The sequence below is a fragment of the Paenibacillus lentus genome, from assembly GCF_042714055.1.
Classification (GTDB): Bacteria; Bacillota; Bacilli; order Paenibacillales; family Paenibacillaceae; genus Fontibacillus; species Fontibacillus lentus_A.
Genome location: NZ_JBHGVC010000003.1, coordinates 140,161 through 159,406, shown reverse-complemented (window position 1 = coordinate 159,406; position 19,246 = coordinate 140,161). Strand labels below are relative to the sequence as shown.

Here is a 19,246-nt window from a genome sequence, read left to right as displayed (position 1 = left end):
GAAGGTAAATATGATATTAACAGCGCTCTTTGCCAGCCTTTGTTAAGCCAGTGCTTTGGACGTATCCTCCAAAATGCGCACAAGCTGGCCTTCGCAAGTGTTGACGCCGGCTTCCGTCAGCTTGACCCGGCATACTTTACCCGTCAAATCCCCTGCAGCCTCGAAGCGAACCTGCAAATAGTTATCGCTAAAGCCGGAGGCATAGCCTTCGCCCGACAGTCCCTTCTCATCCTTCTCCGGGATGATATCAAGCACCTGACCGACGAATTTCTGCGCATACGCCAGCTGCATCGTTTCGGAAAGATCGATCAGTTGGTGCACGCGTGCGTGCTTCACTTCTTCGTCGACCTGGTCTTCCATCCGCGCCGCTGGGGTGCCCGTCCGTTTGGAATAAGGGAACACGTGCATTTCAGAGAAGCCGATGCGCTTAATGGCCTCGAAGCCCTCTCGGAACAGCTCATCGGTCTCGCCCGGGAAGCCGACGATAATATCTGTCGTAATGGCAACATCCGGCATAAATTCGCGAATCATTTTAATCTTATACTCAAATTCTTCAATCGTATATTTGCGTCTCATCCGTTTAAGCACTTCGTTGCTGCCCGCTTGCAGCGGAATATGGAAGTGGCGGCACATTTTACTGGAGCCCTTCAACACTTCAAGCATCTTCTCATCGATTTGGCTTGCCTCAATCGAGCTGATCCGCACACGCTCCAAGCCTTCCACCTTATCCAGCTCCCAGAGCAGATCGGACAGTCGATAATTTTCAAGATCATCTCCATACCCTCCGGTATGAATGCCTGTCAGCACGATCTCCTTATAGCCTGCGGCAACTAGCTGCTTCGCCTGATTCACGACGCTTTGCGGATCACGGCTGCGGGACAAGCCGCGCGACCAAGGAATGATGCAGAAGGTGCAGAAGTTATTGCAGCCTTCCTGGATTTTGAGAAATGCGCGCGTACGATCTGCGAAATCCGGCACATCGAGTTCTTCGAAGTCCCGGGTCTTCATAATGTTGCGAACGGCATTTATCGGTTGACGCTGCTCCTGAAGCTGCCCGATCAGGGGCATAATTTTCTCGCGATCCTGGGTGCCGATAACAAGATCTACCCCTGGAATATCCAATATTTCGGCCGGCGATGTCTGAGCGTAGCAGCCGGTAACCGCAATGATGGCATCGGGATTACGGCGAATCGCCCGGCGAATAATTTGCCGCGATTTTTTATCGCCTGTGTTGGTGACTGTACAAGTATTTATCAAATAAACATCAGCGGTCTGTTCAAAATCGACCTGCTCGTAGCCTTCGTTTTTAAAGAGCTGCCATATGGCTTCTGTATCATAGAAGTTAACCTTGCAGCCCAATGTGTAAAAAGCAACGGATGGCATCGTTTAAATCTCCCCCATTTCTCCGGTTTCGTACATGATGCAGGTCAGGGCGGCCATTCCGGCCGTCTCCGTTCTCAATATTCTTCGACCTAACCCTATGGAAACGGCACCTGCCGCCTCTAATTGCTCAATCTCTTGCTCGGTAAATCCGCCCTCAGGCCCTACAGCGATCAGTACTCGTGAAGTCGTTCCGTTCACCAAGCTCTGCGCAAAAGGCTTCAGCACGTCCCGCAGCTGCTGGCCGTGCTCCTTCTCATAGCATACGCAAGCGAGGTCGTATTCAGGCAGACTCGCCAGCAGTTCCTTCCATGTCGCCGGCGGATTAATCACCGGAATTTTGCTGCGATGAGCCTGTTCAGCCGCTTCTTTAGCAATCTTGCGCCAGCGGGCCGTTCGCTTCTCCTCTTTCTTTGGATCGTATTGAACTACGGTTCGTTCCGACATAAAAGGCAGAAAGGAGGAAGCGCCGATTTCCGTGCATTTCTGGATTACAATCTCCATTTTATCGCCTTTCGGCAAGCTTTGGGCTACTGCAACCTGAACCCGGGGTTCTCCGGCAGCCTCAAGCATTTCAATAATGCGGGCAGTCACCTGCTGCGTTTCGATCTCTGTAATCTCAACAAGCGCCTCCCTGGCAATCCCGTCACTGACAATTAGCTTATCTTCAGGCTTGGAACGCATCACTTTGCCAATATGACGAGCGTCCTCGCCGGTTATGCTTACCGTTCTGTCCCCGAATTGCTCGGGGTCAATAAAATAGCGCTGCATTTATCATCAACCTCACCTTAATCACCAAAGAACATCATACAACTTTTGAATTATGGATTCCAGTACTTATTGCCCGAAACAAAGGGGGATTTTAACCGCCAAACAGCATAATGAAGAAACTGGTAAACTGGGAAAAAATCGTTCTGGCTCCCGTGTAAAGAGGTTCAATGGTAACATTGCGAAGCGGTGGGATAATCAGAATGATTAAAAAAATTAAAATAGACCATTGTTCAACCTGCTTCAATTTAATTCTGACGTGGTCAGGCACAATATCCTCCAACAGGCGGTAACCGTCGAGCGGAGGCAGCGGCACTAAATTGAATAGGAAAAGAAAGAAGTTCATAATATTAAAAATGATGAAAAAATTATGTACGGCATTAAACAAAATTTCGTTCGTGATCATGCTTAAAATGCCGAATTGGGAAAGTGCGACATAAATCATCGTTCCGAGAAAACCAAGCAGCAAGTTGCTAAGCGGGCCTGCTGCGGTGACAATAATGCCCATTTGGCGCGGCTTTTCAAAATTGTCCCGGTTGACGGGAACCGGCCTTGCCCAGCCGAACCCTGCAATCAGAAGCAATATAACTCCGAACAGATCGAAGTGGACAGCCGGGTTCAGTGTTACCCGTCCTTGAAGCCTCGCTGTCGGATCACCAAACTTGTTGGCGAAGTAGGCATGGGAAAATTCATGCACGGTAAAAGCAATGATCAGCGTAATCAAAAAATAGGGCAGCTGATCTAAAGGAATCCGCAATATTTGATTTAAAAAATCCATGAATGGCTACCTCTTTCTAGCCACGAAAGCAACCCAATCTTCTTCCCGGGCGGTCTCCGTGATCTCAAATCCCGCGGCAAGCAGCGCTTCCTCCACGGCTTGTTCTTTATTCTTATAAATTCCCGAAGCTATATAATAGCCGCCCGGCTGCAGCGCCTGGTAGACATCATCGATAAACAATAGAATAATTTCCGCCAGGATGTTGGCTACGACAACGCGAACGGGCAGCGTAACTCTAAGCTCTTCTCCCGCTTCCTGCTTCAAAACGGAGAGCAAGTCGCTTTCTACGACAGTAATACGATCCTCGAGGCCGTTCAGTCTCGTGTTCTCTAGAGCACTGGAGACGGCAACTGGATCCAGATCTAACGCAAGCACGCGGGAAGCACCCAGCTTACTTGCACCAATAGCGAGTATGCCCGAGCCTGTCCCGACATCGATGACCTCATCCCCTTGCTGAATGACGCCTTCCAACGTAAGAAGGCAAAGCGATGTCGTCGGATGAGTCCCGGTTCCGAATGCCATGCCCGGATCCAGCTCGATAATCATCTCTTGCTCCGATTGCGGCAAGTACTGCTCCCAGGTCGGCTTGATCGTTAATCGCTCGGACACGCGGATCGGCTTAAAATACTGCTTCCAATTGTTCGCCCAATCGTCCTCGCTAATATCCTTTACGGTTATATCCGATCGGCCCGCATCAATATCAAATTCGGCCAGCTCCGCGATTCGTTCCTTCACGGAAGCTATTACCGACTCTACGTCTGTCCCTTCTGGAAAGTATCCGCTAATTCTTGCTTCCCCCTCAGGGATATCATTGGGCGGTATTTCAAACCATTGTCCCAAGGAAGTATCTCTAGGCTTATTGTTATCCACGTATTCTTCAATGGTTACGCCGCCAGCCCCTTCTTCATGCAAAAAGTTGGTAATCATCTCTACCGCTTCTTCTGTTGTATGTATAGTTATTTCCTTCCAAATCATGTTGCTTTATCCTCCTTGGTTCATACGCATACCCTTTATTGTACTATATAATATCAAGGGAAACAAAAAGCCGCTTATCCAAGCGGCTAGAGGACGATCGAGGTAGATTTGGAGCCTTGCGCCACCTCATCCGCGCTTACTTCACGCCCCAACTGATGCGACAAATATAGTCCCTCGCTGATCAACATCGTGTTGAGCGCGATATCTGCGGTAGGCAGCAGCGGTACCTGCCCCTGCAAGGCCGAAATCCAGTGATGCTGGGAAGACGCATACGCATCCGGAAAAGGACTCAGCATCCGCTGCCGCCAATCGGCTCGCTCCAGATTCACCGTGCAATCCATATCCAAATCCGCGATCGTCGTGTGGTAGCTAAAGCTGTTCGTTTCCCTGTCCGACACTGCTCCCGACAGGCGGATTCCTCCATCCGATCCGACGATCGAGCTTCCCTCCAAGCCTCCAAGCTGCAGCGACCAGGACTCGATGATATCCAGCGTAATTCCGCCCTCCAGAAAAACTAATCCGGCCGCCAGTTCCTCGACATCAAAACCAGAGCGAACTCTGCGCTCCTCATCCATCGGCATCTCCTGATAGGTACGGCCTGTGATGCGCTCCACCTTAGGGTTGCCCATCAAATACAGCATACGCGCAATATGATATACGCCCATGTCATATAAAGCGCCGCCGCCTGCAGTTTCTTTTCTCGTAAATGCGGCGGTTCCGTAACCGTCGACATAAGGCCTGTTTCGGCGCCGAAAGCCTGTGGATCTAGCATGATACAGTTTGCCGAGCTTGCCGGCGTCAATTAATTGCTTGGCGGCCCTCGTTTCCTTATCATAGAGGTGTGCCAGTTGAATGTGCAGCAGCTTGCCGCAGCGCTTAGCTGCCTCTACCATCTGTAGTCCATCCTTGTAGGAGCCGGCAATCGGCTTCTCGCAATACACATGCTTGCCAGCTTCAAGGACTGCGGTAGTAACCGGCATATGATAATTATTATGAAGGCATACATCGACGGCGGCCAGTTCCTCCTGGCGCAGCATTTCCCGGTAGTCAGCATAAACACTTGGAATGCCGTACTTAACCGCAACCCGACGAGCCTCCTCCAGATTAATATCACATATAGCAACGAGCTCGGCGCCGGGAATATCCATATACTCCTCTACATGCGCTTTTCCAATTTGACCCGCGCCGACGATTCCTATTTTGATCGTATCCATAGCCCATCCTCCTATCTGTATGCTTTGAAGTTAAAAGGCCAGACAACAAGCTGTCAATCCATTTTGCAGCGGTCAAGTATATTGGATATGAAGCTGGTTATATAGTCCATAAAAAAGAAAGAGCAAAAGACCGCAAATCAAGTCTTCTGCTCTTATGCCCGCATGCTGCCAACCCTATGCACCTTCCGAATGCTTAAGCGCTAGTGCAAAACCGCCGTCTATGCTGTGGCGCTGGTTGAGGACGGCTGAGTTTAGCGGCGCTGCTGCTGGCGGCGGTCTGCCCGCTCGCTGCGTTCCAGCGCCTCCCAGTCCTCCTGGTCAGCCAGCTCCTCGGAAAACTCCACATCCTCCTTATGCCCAAGAGAAGATTTTGATCTTTTGGCCGAGTAGGAGTGCTTTGCGCCTTGCTTATGCTCGCTCATATTTCCCTTTCCCTCCTTTGGATATTTGCAATTACACCATGCCGCCTACTTCTTCTATGATGCGCAGAGCCTGATGATGGCTCGACTCGTCCACAACGACTGTAAGCAGGATATCATGGCCTGTCGGCCCGCCTTGCCCACCATGGCTCATCCCGCTTGCGGCCGGATCGGCTGCCGACAGAATGCCTGCGGATTGGTTGGTTATTTCCCCGTCCTGCGTAATTGCCGTAAGGCTGGATATTTTACCGGCGATCGGATTTAAGGGATCATAGCCTTCCCCGGGATATCTGCTAAAGCGATCGATGGATAAATCCACAACTCGAAGGGCCTGCAGCTTCCGAGCAGCACCTTCCGCCTCTTCCGGACTTTTGAAATAAGCGAGAATATTTTTTTCACCCATCTGAGCACCTGCTTTCCTTCGGCATGTATTGAACCTGCTTTTTGGTGCAGCCTCTTCATCTGTAGGATGCAATATTGGGCGGTACTTTATACAAATGATTCTTTCTTTTAAAAATTGAAACTATTATTCGGGCAACTCGTATATACTCTTATATAAACACACTTTTACAGTAGGAGGGTTTACTTTAAGTATGCTCAAGAAAATGACAGCGCTCGTGATGGTGTTCATGCTTTTCTTTGCTTTCACGGCTACAGATTTCGCTGACGCCAGACGAGGCGGGGGCTTTAAATCCGGGCCGCGGAGCTACACGAATACGCCGAAGAAATCAAGCAATGTGAACAAATCGGAATCAAACACGACCAACAAGTCAACCTCAACCACAAACGGAATGAATCAAAATAGAACCGGATTTTTTGGTGGTGGCAGCTTTATGAAGGGCATGATGGTCGGCGGTTTGGCTGGACTTTTGTTCGGCGGTATGTTCGGCGGCATGGGCTTCTTCGGTGAATTGCTGGGTCTGGCCGTTAACCTGTTCGCCATTTACTTGATCGTTATGGTAGCTGTTGCCCTATTCCGCAGATTCAAGAAGCCGCAGACCCATCAAGGGCCGCGAAACGATGACTACCACAATCGCGGAGGAAGATACTAATCTATGATTCTTAGCATGGATGAAATCATCAACGCGATTTGTCTCCATACCGCAGATCGTACCGGCTTGCGTCCTACCGATATCCAGGTTGAGCTAAGCTGGGATGAAGATACCGGGTACACCGGCGAGGTATGGGCTAACGGACGAAGCCGCTACTTGATCGAGCTGAACATTATTGAAGCTATCATGCAGTATGTATACAAGGAATACGGCATCCGGGCATTCAAGGATGACATCACCTTGGAACTGGATGAAGAGATTACCGCTACCATCAGACAATAATGAATGCGCCTCTGGCACGTATAAGGAAGGGCACCCTATCGTTTGAAACGATAAAGGGTGTCCTTCCTTGTTATTGATGCTTTTTTTCGTTGCTTAGTGCGCTTTCCACCGCTTGAATATCAGCCTCACTCGATTTGGAGGTGCCCGATATCATGTCGATGTCCTCCGTACATTGTTCCTTAATAATTTCCGGGATCGTCATTCACTTATTCCCCTTTCGGCGCTTCCTTCGTAACTTCATCAAATTTCAGTAAGCTCATCCCGTACCTTACAAGCGTGGCAAACTGAAAAAGACCGACGTCATAAAGACATCGGCCTAGCTCATTATATAACTATTCCGCTATTCACTTTTGCTATTTATAGCATGGCTGGCTTCGCTCTCAATCAATCTCCGCGGAATGCCCGCTTCATCCGATCAAAGAACGATTGCTCGTTCTCATGCGTATGCTCTCCGTTCATAGCGGCAAATTGCCGCAGCAAGTCCTTCTGCTCATCGCTCAGCTTGCTCGGCGTCACGACGACAACCTTGATATGCTGGTCGCCTTGACCGATGCCGCGAAGCCGCGGAACTCCTTTGCCTTTCAGGCGGAAATAGGTGCCCGTTTGAGTACCTGCCGGTACTTTCAGCTTCACCTTCTCCGTTAGCGTCGGGATTTCAATTTCATCTCCCAGCGCGGCTTGCGCAAAGGTTAATGGAATTTCACAGTAAATATCATCGCCCTCACGCTCAAAGAAATCATGCGGCTTCACGCGAATGACGATGTACAAATCCCCGGCCGGGCCGCCACGCAGGCCGCCTTCCCCTTCGCCGGTCATCCGCAATTGAGCGCCGTCATCTACCCCGGCCGGAATGCGAACATGGATTTTACGCTGCTTCTTCACTTTGCCGCTGCCTTGGCAGGTCGAGCATTTATCTTTAATGATTTGTCCTTTACCCGCACAGTTGCTGCAAGCGCGACGGTTCACCATACGGCCGAACGGCGTATTCTGAACCACTTCCTGCTGTCCTGTACCATGACAGACGGAACAAGTCTCCGGCTTCGTACCCGGCTTTGCGCCGGAGCCGAAGCACGTATCGCAATTCTCTGTACGCGGAATTGTGATGTCGCTCTCTTTTCCAAAGATCGCTTCCTTGAACTCAATCGTCATCGTATACTGGAGATCATTTCCGCGCTGCGGCGCGTTCGGATCGCGGCGTCCACCGCCACCCCCAAAGAACATATCGAAAATATCGCCGAAGCCGCCGAAGTCCGCGCCGGAAAATCCGCCGCCCATCCCTTGGTTCGGATCGACATGACCATATTGGTCGTAGCGAGCTCGTTTCCCCGAATCGCTAAGGACATCGTAAGCTTCTTTAACCTCTTTAAACTTATCCTCCGCATCCGGCGCCTTGTTCACGTCAGGGTGATATTGACGCGCCAGCTTGCGATAGGCTTTCTTAATATCATCGTCCGAGGCGCTCTTGCCGACGCCCAGCACCTCATAATAATCGCGCTTTTCAGCCATCCTTCCACCCCCACTATTGCTGTAGCTATGGTTAACCCCGGATAGTCCTCTATCCGGCAAAAGGAAAGTCAAAGCACGGAATGCCCCGCGCTTTGACCTTCCCGGTTCACCAAAGTGTACTGTTTAACCGCACGCCTAACCTGCAGCGATTAGTCTTGCTTCTTTTCTTCGTCCACAACTTCGTATTCTGCATCCACGACGTTGTCTTTGCCTGAGCCGCCTGCAGCAGCACCGTCAGCGCCTTCGGCCTGACCTGCTTGTGCCTGAGCCTGCTCATACAGCTTCACGGACAATTGCTGCACAATCTCCGTCAGCTTCTCGGAAGCCGCTTTGATTTCGTCAAGGTTGTCGCCTTCGAGCGCCTTCTTGAGCTCATCCTTAGCTGCATTCGCTTTGTCCGTCTCGGCAGCGTCCACTTTGTCGCCAAGCTCTTTGATCGTCTTATCTACGCTGTAGATAAGCTGATCGCCGTTATTTTTCGCTTCAACAAGCTCTTTGCGTTTCTTATCTTCTTCGGCATGAAGCTCGGCGTCCTTCATCATCTTCTCTACTTCTGCTTCGCTTAGACCGCTGGAAGAAGTGATCGTGATTTTCTGGCTCTTGCCGGTTCCTTTGTCGGTTGCGGATACGTTTACGATCCCGTTGGCATCGATATCAAAGGTAACTTCGATTTGCGGTACGCCGCGCGGTGCGAGTGGAATATCGCCGAGCATAAAGCGTCCCAGCGTTTTGTTGCCCGCTGCCATCTCGCGCTCCCCTTGCAGTACGTGAATCTCAACGCTTGGCTGATTATCCGCATAAGTGGAGAACACTTGAGATTTGCTTGTCGGGATCGTTGTGTTGCGCTCGATCATTTTTGTAAATACGCCGCCTGCGGTTTCGATACCGAGGGAAAGTGGCGTTACGTCAAGCAGTACAACGTCTTTCACGTCGCCTGTAAGTACGCCCGCTTGCACGGCTGCACCAAGAGCAACAACCTCATCCGGGTTAACGCCTTTATGCGGCTCTTTGCCCGTCAATTTCTTGATCGCTTCTTGAACGGCAGGAATCCGCGTGGAGCCGCCGACCAATACGATCTTGTCGATCTCCGCTGGAGTCAAGCCGGAATCGCTCAATGCGCGGCGAGTTGGCCCAAGCGTCCGTTCTACGAGATCTGCGGACAGCTCTTCGAATTTAGCACGGGTCAAATTCATTTCCAAGTGCTGCGGCACGCCGTCGGCTACCGTAATAAACGGAAGGGAAATCGTCGTCGTCAGAACGCCGGACAATTCCTTTTTCGCTTTCTCGGCTGCATCCTTCAAACGCTGTACTGCCGCTTTATCTTTGCTGAGATCAATACCTTGATCCTTCTTGAACTCAGCCACCAAATAATCGATGATGACTTGGTCAAAGTCGTCTCCGCCCAGGTTGTTGTCCCCGCTGGTTGCCTTAACTTCAAAGAAGCCGTCCCCAAGCTCAAGAATGGATACGTCAAACGTACCGCCGCCGAGGTCATATACAAGAATCGTTTGGTCTTCCGCTTTTTCCATGCCATAAGCAAGAGCCGCCGCCGTAGGCTCGTTCACGATCCGCAATACTTCAAGACCTGCAATTTTGCCGGCATCCTTCGTTGCTTGGCGCTGACTGTCATTGAAGTAAGCCGGAACGGTAATAACGGCTTGGGTTACGGTTTGGCCCAAATAAGCCTCCGCATCGGATTTCAGCTTCTGCAGGATGATCGCCGAAATTTCCTGCGGCGTCATTTCCTTGCCATCGATGCTTTCTTTATGGTTCGTACCCATATGTCTTTTAATAGAAATAATCGTACGATCTGGATTCGTAATTGCCTGGCGTTTTGCTGTCTCGCCGACTACACGCTCGCCGTCTTTCTTGAAGCCTACAACGGACGGCGTTGTGCGTGCGCCTTCCGGGTTAGGGATAACGACAGCCTCGCCGCCTTCCATAACGGCTACGCAAGAGTTTGTTGTTCCTAAGTCAATACCAATTACTTTGCTCATATAAGTTATGTCCTCCTTAATAGATTGTTGCATAAGTGTACTTGTTAGATTCGGGCAGAGCTTATTCAATTAACCGCTGACTTTGACCATCGCTGGACGAAGTACCTTGTCCTTCAACATATACCCTTTCTGTACCTCTTCGACAACGACGCCTTCTTCATGCTCATCCGACTCCACCTGCATAATCGCTTGATGGAATTCCGGATTAAAGTGCTCTCCAACGGTATCCATGGCCTTTAAGCCCTCGGCTCCCAGCACGCCTTCAAGCTGCCGGAAAATCATTTCTACACCTTTGGCATAGGAAGCGACATCCGTCCCCTGCTCACCGCTGGCTAAAGCCCGTTCGAAATTATCAATGACTGGCAGCAGCTCAGTAATCAGTTTAGCGGAAGCGTACTTCCCAAGCTCTTCTTTCTCCTTCTGTGTACGTCTGCGGAAGTTATCGAAATCCGCCTGCGCTCTCAGCAGCCTTTGCTGCTGCTCTTCCAACTCAGCGCGAAGCGCTACAAGCTCTGCATGGCCCTCATCAGCTGAGGCTGTATCGGGAGCCTGCTGCTCGCTCGCAGAGTTCTCCTCTAGATTGCTCTCATCTGCTGTATGTTCTTGATTCACGTTATCGCTCATATCTAATTCTTCCTCTACATTCGTATTGATGTTGTCTTGAATCGGTTCTTGTTCCTTCAAGATGTTCACCTCCTTAACATGCGGTAAAACATAAATATCATGCTCATTATTAACGTAAGCGGGACAGGAATTCTGTTAAATCTTTCGATAGCATATCCAAAATCCGCATGACCCGGGCATACTCCATTCTTGTCGGTCCCAAAATACCGATCGTTCCTACCGCACCGCCTTCAATGGCATAGGTAGCTGTAATCAAACTGCAATTTGCAAAAGCTTCATGTTTGTTCTCTGTACCGATACGTACCTGAATACCCGATCCCGCCTGAGTCGAGGACATCATCTTCATTAATGTCGGCGTCTCCTCCAACAGATCAAGAATGCTCTTCACCTTGTCAACATCCCGGAATTCCGGCTGAGTCAGCATATTCGTAGTCCCGCTAAGGAACAGACGCTGCCCTTCGGTTCCGCCGCTATCCAGCGCTTCATCCAGCACCTTCATCAAATCCTCGAAATGGTTGACATGCCGCTGCATTTCTTGACCGATTTCGTTGTAAAGAGCGGATTTCAATTTATAGATCGGCACTCCAGCCAGTCTATGATTAAGCAGGTTGACGACCTTCTCCATTTCGGAGATCGATACGCCGGGCGGAATAGAGACGGTCTTGTTCTCTACCTGGCCTGTATTCGTCACGATAATAGCAACTGCCGTTGTCTCGTTAAGAGACAGCAATTGAAAATGACGAAGAGAAGTATGGAATACTTCGGGTCCTAACAGAATAGAGGTGTAGTTCGTCATATGCGATAAAATCGTGCCCGCATGCTGAATGACCTGTTCAGTCGCATTTAGCTTCTCGGCAAAAAATGATTTCATCGTACCCAGCTCTTCCGAGGTTAACAGGTTCAGTGGCGTCATATGATCAACGTAATATCGGTATCCTTTGTGAGATGGTATACGGCCTGCTGATGTATGAGGCTGCTCGAGAAACCCGAGCTCCTCCAAATCTGCCATTTCGTTACGAATCGTTGCCGGACTGTAGCCGACATCCCCACGTTTGGAAATGCTTCGGGATCCCACCGGCTCCGCCGAACGAATATAATCATCTACAATGGCTGTTAAAATCATTCTCTGGCGTTCCGTTAACATGAAAATCCCTCCTATAGATTATTGACCGTATCGTTAGCACTCACTCATACCGAGTGCTAATCGCTAATACAAAAATACCAAACCGACAAGACGATTGTCAAGTCAGTTCAGTATCTTAAGTACTGCTATTTCATCACAAGCATTCTGCTTCGGACAATGGATGCAGTCTGTCCAGACTTTCTCCGGAAATATGTCCTTCTCCACAACCTCAAACCCGTTTTTCAGAAAAAAAGAAACTTCATAAGTAAGCGCCATAACTTTCGGAATGCCGAGGCTTCTCGCTTCCTCAACCAATTGGGCTACGAGCAGCGATCCAAGCCCGCGTCCTTTGTAGCCTTCCGAAATACCGAGCGACCGGATTTCTACGAGCTCTTCGCCTAATCGGCACAGGGATCCGCAACCAACGACCAAGCCATCTACTTCCGTGACGACGAAGTCGTTAATCTGCCGGCTCAGCACCTCTCTCGAGCGCGGCAGCATAATGCCTCGCTGGGCATACCCATCAATCATTTGAAATAGAGGCTCTACGTCCTCCAGTTTGGCTCTTCTGCATACAGCTACAGCAGGCATGCTGATCCCTCCTCGATCCGGCATAATAATATGAATAAATATACAACAAAGCGTATATAAGTTCAATATATTATTTTCCGGCCAAGGCACCTATAAATTCGGCAAACACCTCATTGCCAAACAATATCCCCTTTTGGCTCAGTCGATAGCCTGCTCTCGCAGCTGTCTTCTCCAGCAATCCGGCATTCAGCATTTTATTGAACTGATCCCCGAACACTTCATCCAGCCCGACACCGAATTGGCTCCGGAATCGATCATCCGAAATACCCTCCAATACGCGCAAACCCACCATGACGAAGTCCTCCATCGCTTCCTCGCGGGATATCTCGAACCGATTCAAAATCGGCCGCCCCTGCTTAGTCGCTTCATTATATGGGGTAACGCCTTTAATGTTGACATGGCGATATCGATTCACATATCCGTGGGCACCGGCGCCCAAGCCGTAATAATCCTCGTTCCGCCAGTAAGTGATATTATGCCGGCTCTCAAAGCCCGGTTTTGCAAAATTGCTGATCTCGTATTGCGCATACCCGGCCTTTTCCATCCGCTCCATTAACAGCAGGTACATTTTCAATTCATCCTCTTCCTCGGGAAGAGGGAGCTGATTCTTATGATAAAGCGTATGGAATAACGTATTCTCTTCCACTTTGAGACTATAAATAGAATAATGCGGCAGCTCAAGCTCCTGCGCTTTGGATATGCTGTAATCCAACATTTCAACCGTCTGGTTCGGCAGGCCGAACATCAGGTCTATGGACAGATTATCCAGCCCTACCGCTCTCGCATTTTCTAAACTGCGGTACACGTCGTCGGTGTTATGGATGCGTCCAATCCCGCTCAGCAGCTCGTTCTGAAACGCCTGCACCCCGAAGCTGACTCGATTCACGCCTCCTGCCTTCATGACAGCCAGCTTATCCCGATCCGTTGTCCCAGGGTTAGCCTCCATAGAGAATTCGATTTCGGGCGCCCACTTTGGAAAATGGCGGCGAACCGAGGCCAAGAAGAACTCCATCTCATCCGGCTTGAGAACCGTAGGAGTTCCGCCCCCAACGAATATGGTCTTGATTTCACCAGGAGGCGTCTCGCGAACCGTCAGCTCCATCTCTTGATCAAGCGCCCGCAAATAGTCCATCACCGGCTGATCCTTAAGAACGTAGGAGTTGAAATCGCAATAAAAGCATTTATTCGTGCAAAACGGGATGTGAATATACACGGCTTCGGGAGCCGTCTTAGACCGTAGAGCGGAGCCAGGCAGTTCCTGTCCGTCCAATTTCAGTTGTTGGCTCACGGCGGTGCCCCCTTCTTAATCGTTAATGGAATTATTATGGGTAACAAATTAACACATTACGTCGAAGTTACATCGAAAGATTCTTGGGATGATACTACGGAAAAAGGAAAGCCATCCGGCTTTCCTCGTTTATCCATATGCGTCAAGCAGAACGATTAATTGTCGTCGATTTTCAGCACCGCCATAAACGCTTCCTGCGGCACCTCTACGTTACCGACCTGCTTCATGCGCTTCTTACCTTCTTTTTGCTTCTCCAGCAATTTGCGTTTCCGGGAGATGTCGCCGCCGTAGCACTTTGCAAGCACGTTTTTACGCATCGCTTTAACCGTCTCTCTCGCTACAATCTTAGTGCCTACAGAAGCTTGGATCGGCACCTCGAACATCTGCCGCGGAATCAGCTCGCGCAGCTTCTCGCAGATAGCCCTGCCACGATGATAGGCCCGTTCCCTGTGAACGATGAAGGACAGCGCATCGACCTGCTCCCCGTTGAGGAGAATGTCCATTTTGACCAGGTTCGACTGGCGGTATCCCGAGAGCTCATAATCAAAGGAAGCATAGCCCTTCGTGCTGGATTTAAGCTGGTCGAAGAAATCGTAAACGATTTCGGACAATGGAATTTGATACGTTATCGTGACCCGAGTCGTATCCAAGTATTCCATATTGATAAATTCCCCGCGTTTGCCTTGGCAAAGCTCCATGACCGTTCCCACGAAATCGTTCGGCACGATGATGGACGCTTTGACGTACGGCTCCTCCACGTGATCGATCTTGCCGACCTCCGGGTAGTTGGACGGATTATCGATCGAGATCACTTCTCCGTTCGTTAGCGACACTTTGTAAATAACGCTCGGTGCCGTCGTGATCAGCGGAATATTGAACTCCCGTTCGATTCTCTCCTGAATCACGTCCATATGAAGCAAGCCGAGGAATCCGCAGCGGAATCCAAAGCCGAGCGCACTGGACGTCTCCGGCTCAAAGCTCAGCGAAGCATCATTCAGCTGCAGCTTCTCGAGCGCTTCGCGCAAATCGTTGTAATCCGAAGTGTCGATCGGGTACAAGCCGCAGAAGACCATTGGATTGATTTTGCGATAGCCCGGCAGCGGCTCTTCCGTTGGCTTCTTTGCATCCGTAATCGTATCACCGACCTGCGTATCGCCTACCGTCTTGATGCCGGCAACGATAAATCCAACATCTCCGACGTTCAGTTCGTCTACCATCGTCATCCGCGGCATGAACGCGCCGACCTCAATAACCTCAAACGTCTTGCCGGTAGCCATCATCTTGATCTTGGATCCTGCTTTGATTTGTCCATTAATTACGCGGACATATACAATAACGCCTTTATAAGGATCGTAGTGCGAGTCAAAGATCAGCGCCTTCAGCGGCTCATCAGGGTCTCCTGTCGGCGCAGGCACCTTCTGCACAACCTGTTCAATAATCTCGCGTATGCCGATGCCGGCTTTCGCTGAAGCATGAACTGCCTCGCTTGCATCCAGTCCGATCACATCTTCGATCTCTTGCTTCACGCGATCCGGATCAGCACTCGGCAGGTCAATCTTGTTAATGACCGGCAAAATCTCAAGGTTGTTATCCAGGGCCAAGTATACGTTAGCCAGCGTTTGGGCTTCGATTCCTTGAGCGGCATCGACGACCAGAAGCGCCCCTTCACAAGCTGCCAGACTTCTGGATACCTCATACGTGAAGTCGACGTGTCCTGGCGTATCGATCAAATTAAGCACATATTCTTCACCGTCGTCTGCACGGTAAGAGAGACGTACGGCCTGAAGCTTAATCGTGATTCCGCGTTCTCTCTCCAAATCCATCGTATCAAGCACCTGCTGCTGCATTTCCCGTGAAGTCAATGCCCCGGTATATTCCAAAATCCGGTCAGCCAACGTTGATTTGCCATGGTCGATATGTGCAATAATACAGAAATTCCGAATTTTTTGCTGCCTTGCTCTAATATCTGTCATTGTTACCCCCACCACAAATCCTTTAGAAGTATAATCAATTTATTATATCAGGTATAGGAGTCATCAGCAATGTTGGCTTGAATGCGCCTTAGGCAACAAAAAAACGCCCCGATAACAGGTGCTCTTTAGCGTGTTCCGGAACAACTTCTACTATAATATAGGCAGTTATTTAACCTTAACGGCTACAGCTGCAAGAATGCTTGCAATGTACGATCTCCCAAATACGGCAAGTACTCATGCCCGTATTCATAATAAACCAGCAGTTCTTTCTCCGAACGAATCTTGTTGTAGACGGCAAATTGTGTAGACGGCGGACAGATTGTGTCGGCAAGCCCAGTCACAAACAGCACCTTGGCCTCAATTCGGCTGGCCAGATTCTGAATATCGATATAACCGAGCTTTGAAAAAATCTCGTCCTCACGCAAATGATGCGGGTCAAAGAAACGAAAATAATAATGAATCTCTTCATAAGCCGAAGTGGTAATATCCAGCTCCCAAGCTCTGCGGTAATCAGCCAAAAAAGGATATATAGGCACAGCGAGCTTAACCCTAGGTTCAAGCGCGGCACATGCCGCTGCGAGCGCACCGCCTTGCGAGAGGCCATGCACACCGATCCGCTCAGGATCAATATGCTCCATATTCATGAGTATTCTGACCGTCTGCACCGTATCCAGAAAGACATTGCGGAAATACAGCTTATCGGGATTTGGATCATCGATCCCCCGGATAATATGCCCGCGGATCGTCGTCCCCTGTACCGTCAGGTTATCCTCAGACAAGCCGCCTTGGCCGCGGCAGTCCATGGCCAGCACTGTAATGCCGTGAGCCGCATAATTCACCTTATCCGCCCAATCCCCGCTATCGCAAGAATAACCATGAAACATCGCCATTCCAGGCCCTCTGCCGTTAGTTGTCTTCGGCTTAACATATTTAGCGTGAACTCTTGCCCCGCCTACCCCGACAAAATATAAATGGTAGCAGTCAGCCAATGGACTGGAAAAATCAGCGGGAACCAGTTCATAATCAAGCGACTGAGCGTCAAGCTCCTGAAGCGCTCTCGCCCAGTACGAATCAAAATCAGCCGGCTTGGGGCTTCCGCCCTCATATTGCTTTAATTCCGCTAAATTCATGTCATTTCCCACACGTACTGCCTCCCTAAAATGAGAAGACGGATCCGCACCTCTTAAGAAAAACGTCTGTCGAGGTATTTTTAAATAGACAGACCGCATTTGCGGTAGATTTTCTTGCGATATAAAGATGTTTAAGTCACCGATGTGTCTACTTTCCTTATATCCTAGAAGGAATCCGCCCTCTGCTCATTCATTCGTTGTGAATGCTCTTAAAATGCTTGAGAACCTGATCGTTTCTAATTCATATTTTAGGCTACATGATGCCGATTTCAGCATCATCGGCGACTTCTTCGCTCGTTGCGATCACATAATCTACAATTTCCTGCACGGTTGTGTACGCTACACCCACATAAGTATCTGCCGCACCATAGTAGATGGCGATCCGCCCCGTTTCCGCATCATGCAGCGTGGCACAAGGGAATACGACATTGCTGACAAAGCCCCGTTCCTCATACCATTCTTCCGGTGTCAGCACGTAATTGGCCGAACGATATTTGACTTTGGAGGGCTCATCCCGGTCAAGGATGACTGCTCCCATGCTGTAGACCAGCCCGTTGCAAGTACCCGTTACGCCGTGATAGAACATGAGCCAGCCTTCCGTGGTCTCAATCGGAGCCGGCCCGCCGCCGATTTTAACCGATTGCCACCATCCTTGCCCGCCCTTGGTCATGACGTGGCGATGCTTGCCCCAATAGACAAAGTCAGGGCTTTCGCTGAGGAATACGTCACCGAACGGCGTATGCCCGCTATCGCTCGGACGGGAGAGCATCACAAAGTTGCCGTTGATTTTACGCGGGAAGAGCACGCCGTTGCGGTTGAACGGCAGAAAAGGATTTTCCAAACGTACAAACGTTTTGAAGTCCTCCGTTTTTGCTACGCCAATCGCGGCACCGTAGAAATCCGTACACCAAATCATGTAGTAAGTCCCTTCTACTTGAACGAGACGCGGATCGTAAGCATAATTCGGTTGAAACGGCTTGCCGTTCTGATCCACGAAGCTAATGCACTGTTCTTCGATCGACCAGTCTAACGCATTGTCGCTCCAACCGAGATGAAGATGAGGCCGGCCATTAATCGTCTCCGCACGGAACACCCCGACGAACCGCCCCTCAAATGGAACTACAGCGCTGTTAAAAATACGGGCGATGCCTTTTGCCGGATTCCTCTGAATAACGGGGTTGGCACTATGCCTCCATACCGGGCCAGCGCTGCCTTCCGGCTTATCCTGCCAAGGCATATTTGTTAGTTTTTCTCCAATAATACGTACTTCTGTCATGAGGTAATACTCCTTCCAATACAATAATCGTTTTATTTATTTCACAGAACCTTGTGCAAAACCGTTGTATATATATTTCTGCAGGGCAATAAAGGCGACCAGAATAGGAATGATCGTAATCATAATGGCGGCGCATATGACCTCCCATTGCGAACCGTAGGGACCTTTGAATTTAAACAAGGCGGTCGATATCACCTGCAGATTCTCGCCTGGCATATAGAGGAACGGCGTATAGAAGTCGTTGTAAATGTTAACGCCCTTCACGATAATGACCGTTACTATAGCTGGAGCAAGCAGCGGCAGTACGATTTTGAAGAAGATCGTGATGTAAGATGCGCCGTCCAGCATCGCGGATTCATCCAAGGATTCCGAAATCGTATCTAAAAATTGCAGGAAAATGTACACGGCAATAATATCCGTTCCTAAATAGAGGACAATTGGCGCAAATCGGGTATTCACCAAATCCAGCGCATCAATAATGCGAAACGTTGCCACTTGCGTCGTCACGCTCGGGATCAGCGTAGCGAGCAGAAATGCTCCCATTAACAGCTTGCTGCCCCGGAATTTGAACCTGCTAAGAACATAAGCGATCATCGAGCCGATCAGCGTTGCACCAAGAATAGAAATAACGAGAATAAAGATCGTGTTACCAAAGCCGAGCATCATTTTCCCATCGACGAAGGCCTTGGTGTAATTGGCGAAATTCGTCCAATTTTGGGGCGGATCCAGCGGACTGGTCGAACCGTATTCTGCATTTGTTTTTAAGGATGAGAAGAATACAACGATAATCGGCAGCAGCGCGGCAAAGGCGCCCAGAGCTAAAGTAATATATTTAAACGTGCTGCCTACTGCATATTTCAGCCTATACAT

At 49.8% G+C, this 19,246-nt stretch carries 20 protein-coding genes; 2 read left to right on the top strand and 18 right to left on the bottom strand.

The window, feature by feature from the left end; genetic code table 11:
• Positions 1 to 42 precede the first annotated feature (42 nt).
• The 7 genes from mtaB to ACE3MQ_RS07440 form a co-directional block, all read right to left on the bottom strand.
• A complete protein-coding gene (mtaB, locus tag ACE3MQ_RS07470; protein WP_379391991.1) occupies positions 43 to 1,383 on the bottom strand; it encodes a tRNA (N(6)-L-threonylcarbamoyladenosine(37)-C(2))-methylthiotransferase MtaB in 1,341 nt (446 codons plus the stop codon).
• 3 nt (positions 1,384 to 1,386) lie between these two features.
• A complete protein-coding gene (locus ACE3MQ_RS07465; RefSeq protein WP_379391990.1) occupies positions 1,387 to 2,151 on the bottom strand; it encodes a 16S rRNA (uracil(1498)-N(3))-methyltransferase in 765 nt (254 codons plus the stop codon).
• A 91-nt stretch (positions 2,152 to 2,242) separates the two neighbouring features.
• Positions 2,243 to 2,926: a site-2 protease family protein gene (locus tag ACE3MQ_RS07460; RefSeq protein WP_379391989.1), complete on the bottom strand. Its 684-nt coding sequence runs from the start codon at positions 2,924 to 2,926 to the stop codon at positions 2,243 to 2,245.
• A gap of 6 nt (positions 2,927 to 2,932) precedes the next feature.
• Entirely contained in the window at positions 2,933 to 3,901 is a 969-nt protein-coding gene (gene prmA, locus ACE3MQ_RS07455) for a 50S ribosomal protein L11 methyltransferase (protein WP_379391988.1), read from the bottom strand.
• Between the two features lie 86 nt (positions 3,902 to 3,987).
• Positions 3,988 to 5,115, bottom strand: a complete 1,128-nt coding sequence (locus tag ACE3MQ_RS07450) for a Gfo/Idh/MocA family protein (protein WP_379391987.1) — start codon at positions 5,113 to 5,115, stop codon at positions 3,988 to 3,990.
• A gap of 251 nt (positions 5,116 to 5,366) precedes the next feature.
• A complete protein-coding gene (locus ACE3MQ_RS07445; protein ID WP_379391986.1) occupies positions 5,367 to 5,537 on the bottom strand; it encodes a YfhD family protein in 171 nt (56 codons plus the stop codon).
• Between the two features lie 31 nt (positions 5,538 to 5,568).
• Complete coding sequence (locus ACE3MQ_RS07440) at positions 5,569 to 5,937, bottom strand: hypothetical protein (RefSeq protein ID WP_379391985.1); 369 nt, start codon at positions 5,935 to 5,937, stop codon at positions 5,569 to 5,571.
• Positions 5,938 to 6,127: 190 nt separating this feature from the next.
• Between ACE3MQ_RS07440 and ACE3MQ_RS07435 the strand changes: the two genes are divergently transcribed.
• Both ACE3MQ_RS07435 and ACE3MQ_RS07430 read left to right on the top strand, forming a co-directional pair.
• The gene (locus ACE3MQ_RS07435; protein WP_379391984.1) at positions 6,128 to 6,586 is read left to right on the top strand and encodes a hypothetical protein; all 459 of its coding nucleotides are present in this window, start codon (positions 6,128 to 6,130) and stop codon (positions 6,584 to 6,586) included.
• 3 nt (positions 6,587 to 6,589) lie between these two features.
• Entirely contained in the window at positions 6,590 to 6,868 is a 279-nt protein-coding gene (locus tag ACE3MQ_RS07430) for a YxcD family protein (RefSeq protein WP_379391983.1), read from the top strand.
• A 70-nt stretch (positions 6,869 to 6,938) separates the two neighbouring features.
• Here ACE3MQ_RS07430 and ACE3MQ_RS07425 read toward each other — a convergent pair whose 3' ends face one another.
• The 11 genes from ACE3MQ_RS07425 to ACE3MQ_RS07375 form a co-directional block, all read right to left on the bottom strand.
• On the bottom strand, positions 6,939 to 7,070 hold the full coding sequence (locus ACE3MQ_RS07425) for a hypothetical protein (RefSeq protein ID WP_379391982.1): 132 nt from the start codon (positions 7,068 to 7,070) through the stop codon (positions 6,939 to 6,941).
• 182 nt (positions 7,071 to 7,252) lie between these two features.
• The gene (dnaJ, locus tag ACE3MQ_RS07420; protein WP_379391981.1) at positions 7,253 to 8,374 is read right to left on the bottom strand and encodes a molecular chaperone DnaJ; all 1,122 of its coding nucleotides are present in this window, start codon (positions 8,372 to 8,374) and stop codon (positions 7,253 to 7,255) included.
• Positions 8,375 to 8,523: 149 nt separating this feature from the next.
• On the bottom strand, positions 8,524 to 10,371 hold the full coding sequence (dnaK, locus tag ACE3MQ_RS07415; RefSeq protein WP_379391980.1) for a molecular chaperone DnaK: 1,848 nt from the start codon (positions 10,369 to 10,371) through the stop codon (positions 8,524 to 8,526).
• 69 nt (positions 10,372 to 10,440) lie between these two features.
• A complete protein-coding gene (grpE, locus tag ACE3MQ_RS07410; protein ID WP_379391979.1) occupies positions 10,441 to 11,055 on the bottom strand; it encodes a nucleotide exchange factor GrpE in 615 nt (204 codons plus the stop codon).
• A 49-nt stretch (positions 11,056 to 11,104) separates the two neighbouring features.
• The gene (gene hrcA, locus ACE3MQ_RS07405; RefSeq protein WP_379391978.1) at positions 11,105 to 12,139 is read right to left on the bottom strand and encodes a heat-inducible transcriptional repressor HrcA; all 1,035 of its coding nucleotides are present in this window, start codon (positions 12,137 to 12,139) and stop codon (positions 11,105 to 11,107) included.
• Positions 12,140 to 12,241: 102 nt separating this feature from the next.
• Positions 12,242 to 12,709 carry an N-acetyltransferase gene (locus ACE3MQ_RS07400; protein WP_379391977.1) on the bottom strand — a complete coding sequence of 156 codons (468 nt, stop codon included), beginning with the start codon at positions 12,707 to 12,709 and terminating at the stop codon, positions 12,242 to 12,244.
• A 70-nt stretch (positions 12,710 to 12,779) separates the two neighbouring features.
• Positions 12,780 to 13,964 carry a radical SAM family heme chaperone HemW gene (gene hemW, locus ACE3MQ_RS07395; RefSeq protein WP_379392459.1) on the bottom strand — a complete coding sequence of 395 codons (1,185 nt, stop codon included), beginning with the start codon at positions 13,962 to 13,964 and terminating at the stop codon, positions 12,780 to 12,782.
• A 188-nt stretch (positions 13,965 to 14,152) separates the two neighbouring features.
• Complete coding sequence (gene lepA / locus ACE3MQ_RS07390) at positions 14,153 to 15,970, bottom strand: translation elongation factor 4 (protein ID WP_379391976.1); 1,818 nt, start codon at positions 15,968 to 15,970, stop codon at positions 14,153 to 14,155.
• A 182-nt stretch (positions 15,971 to 16,152) separates the two neighbouring features.
• A complete protein-coding gene (locus ACE3MQ_RS07385) occupies positions 16,153 to 17,112 on the bottom strand; it encodes an acetylxylan esterase (RefSeq protein WP_379391975.1) in 960 nt (319 codons plus the stop codon).
• A 241-nt stretch (positions 17,113 to 17,353) separates the two neighbouring features.
• Positions 17,354 to 18,376 carry a glycoside hydrolase family 130 protein gene (locus ACE3MQ_RS07380; protein WP_379391974.1) on the bottom strand — a complete coding sequence of 341 codons (1,023 nt, stop codon included), beginning with the start codon at positions 18,374 to 18,376 and terminating at the stop codon, positions 17,354 to 17,356.
• Between the two features lie 36 nt (positions 18,377 to 18,412).
• Positions 18,413 to 19,246, bottom strand: a complete 834-nt coding sequence (locus ACE3MQ_RS07375) for a carbohydrate ABC transporter permease (protein WP_379391973.1) — start codon at positions 19,244 to 19,246, stop codon at positions 18,413 to 18,415.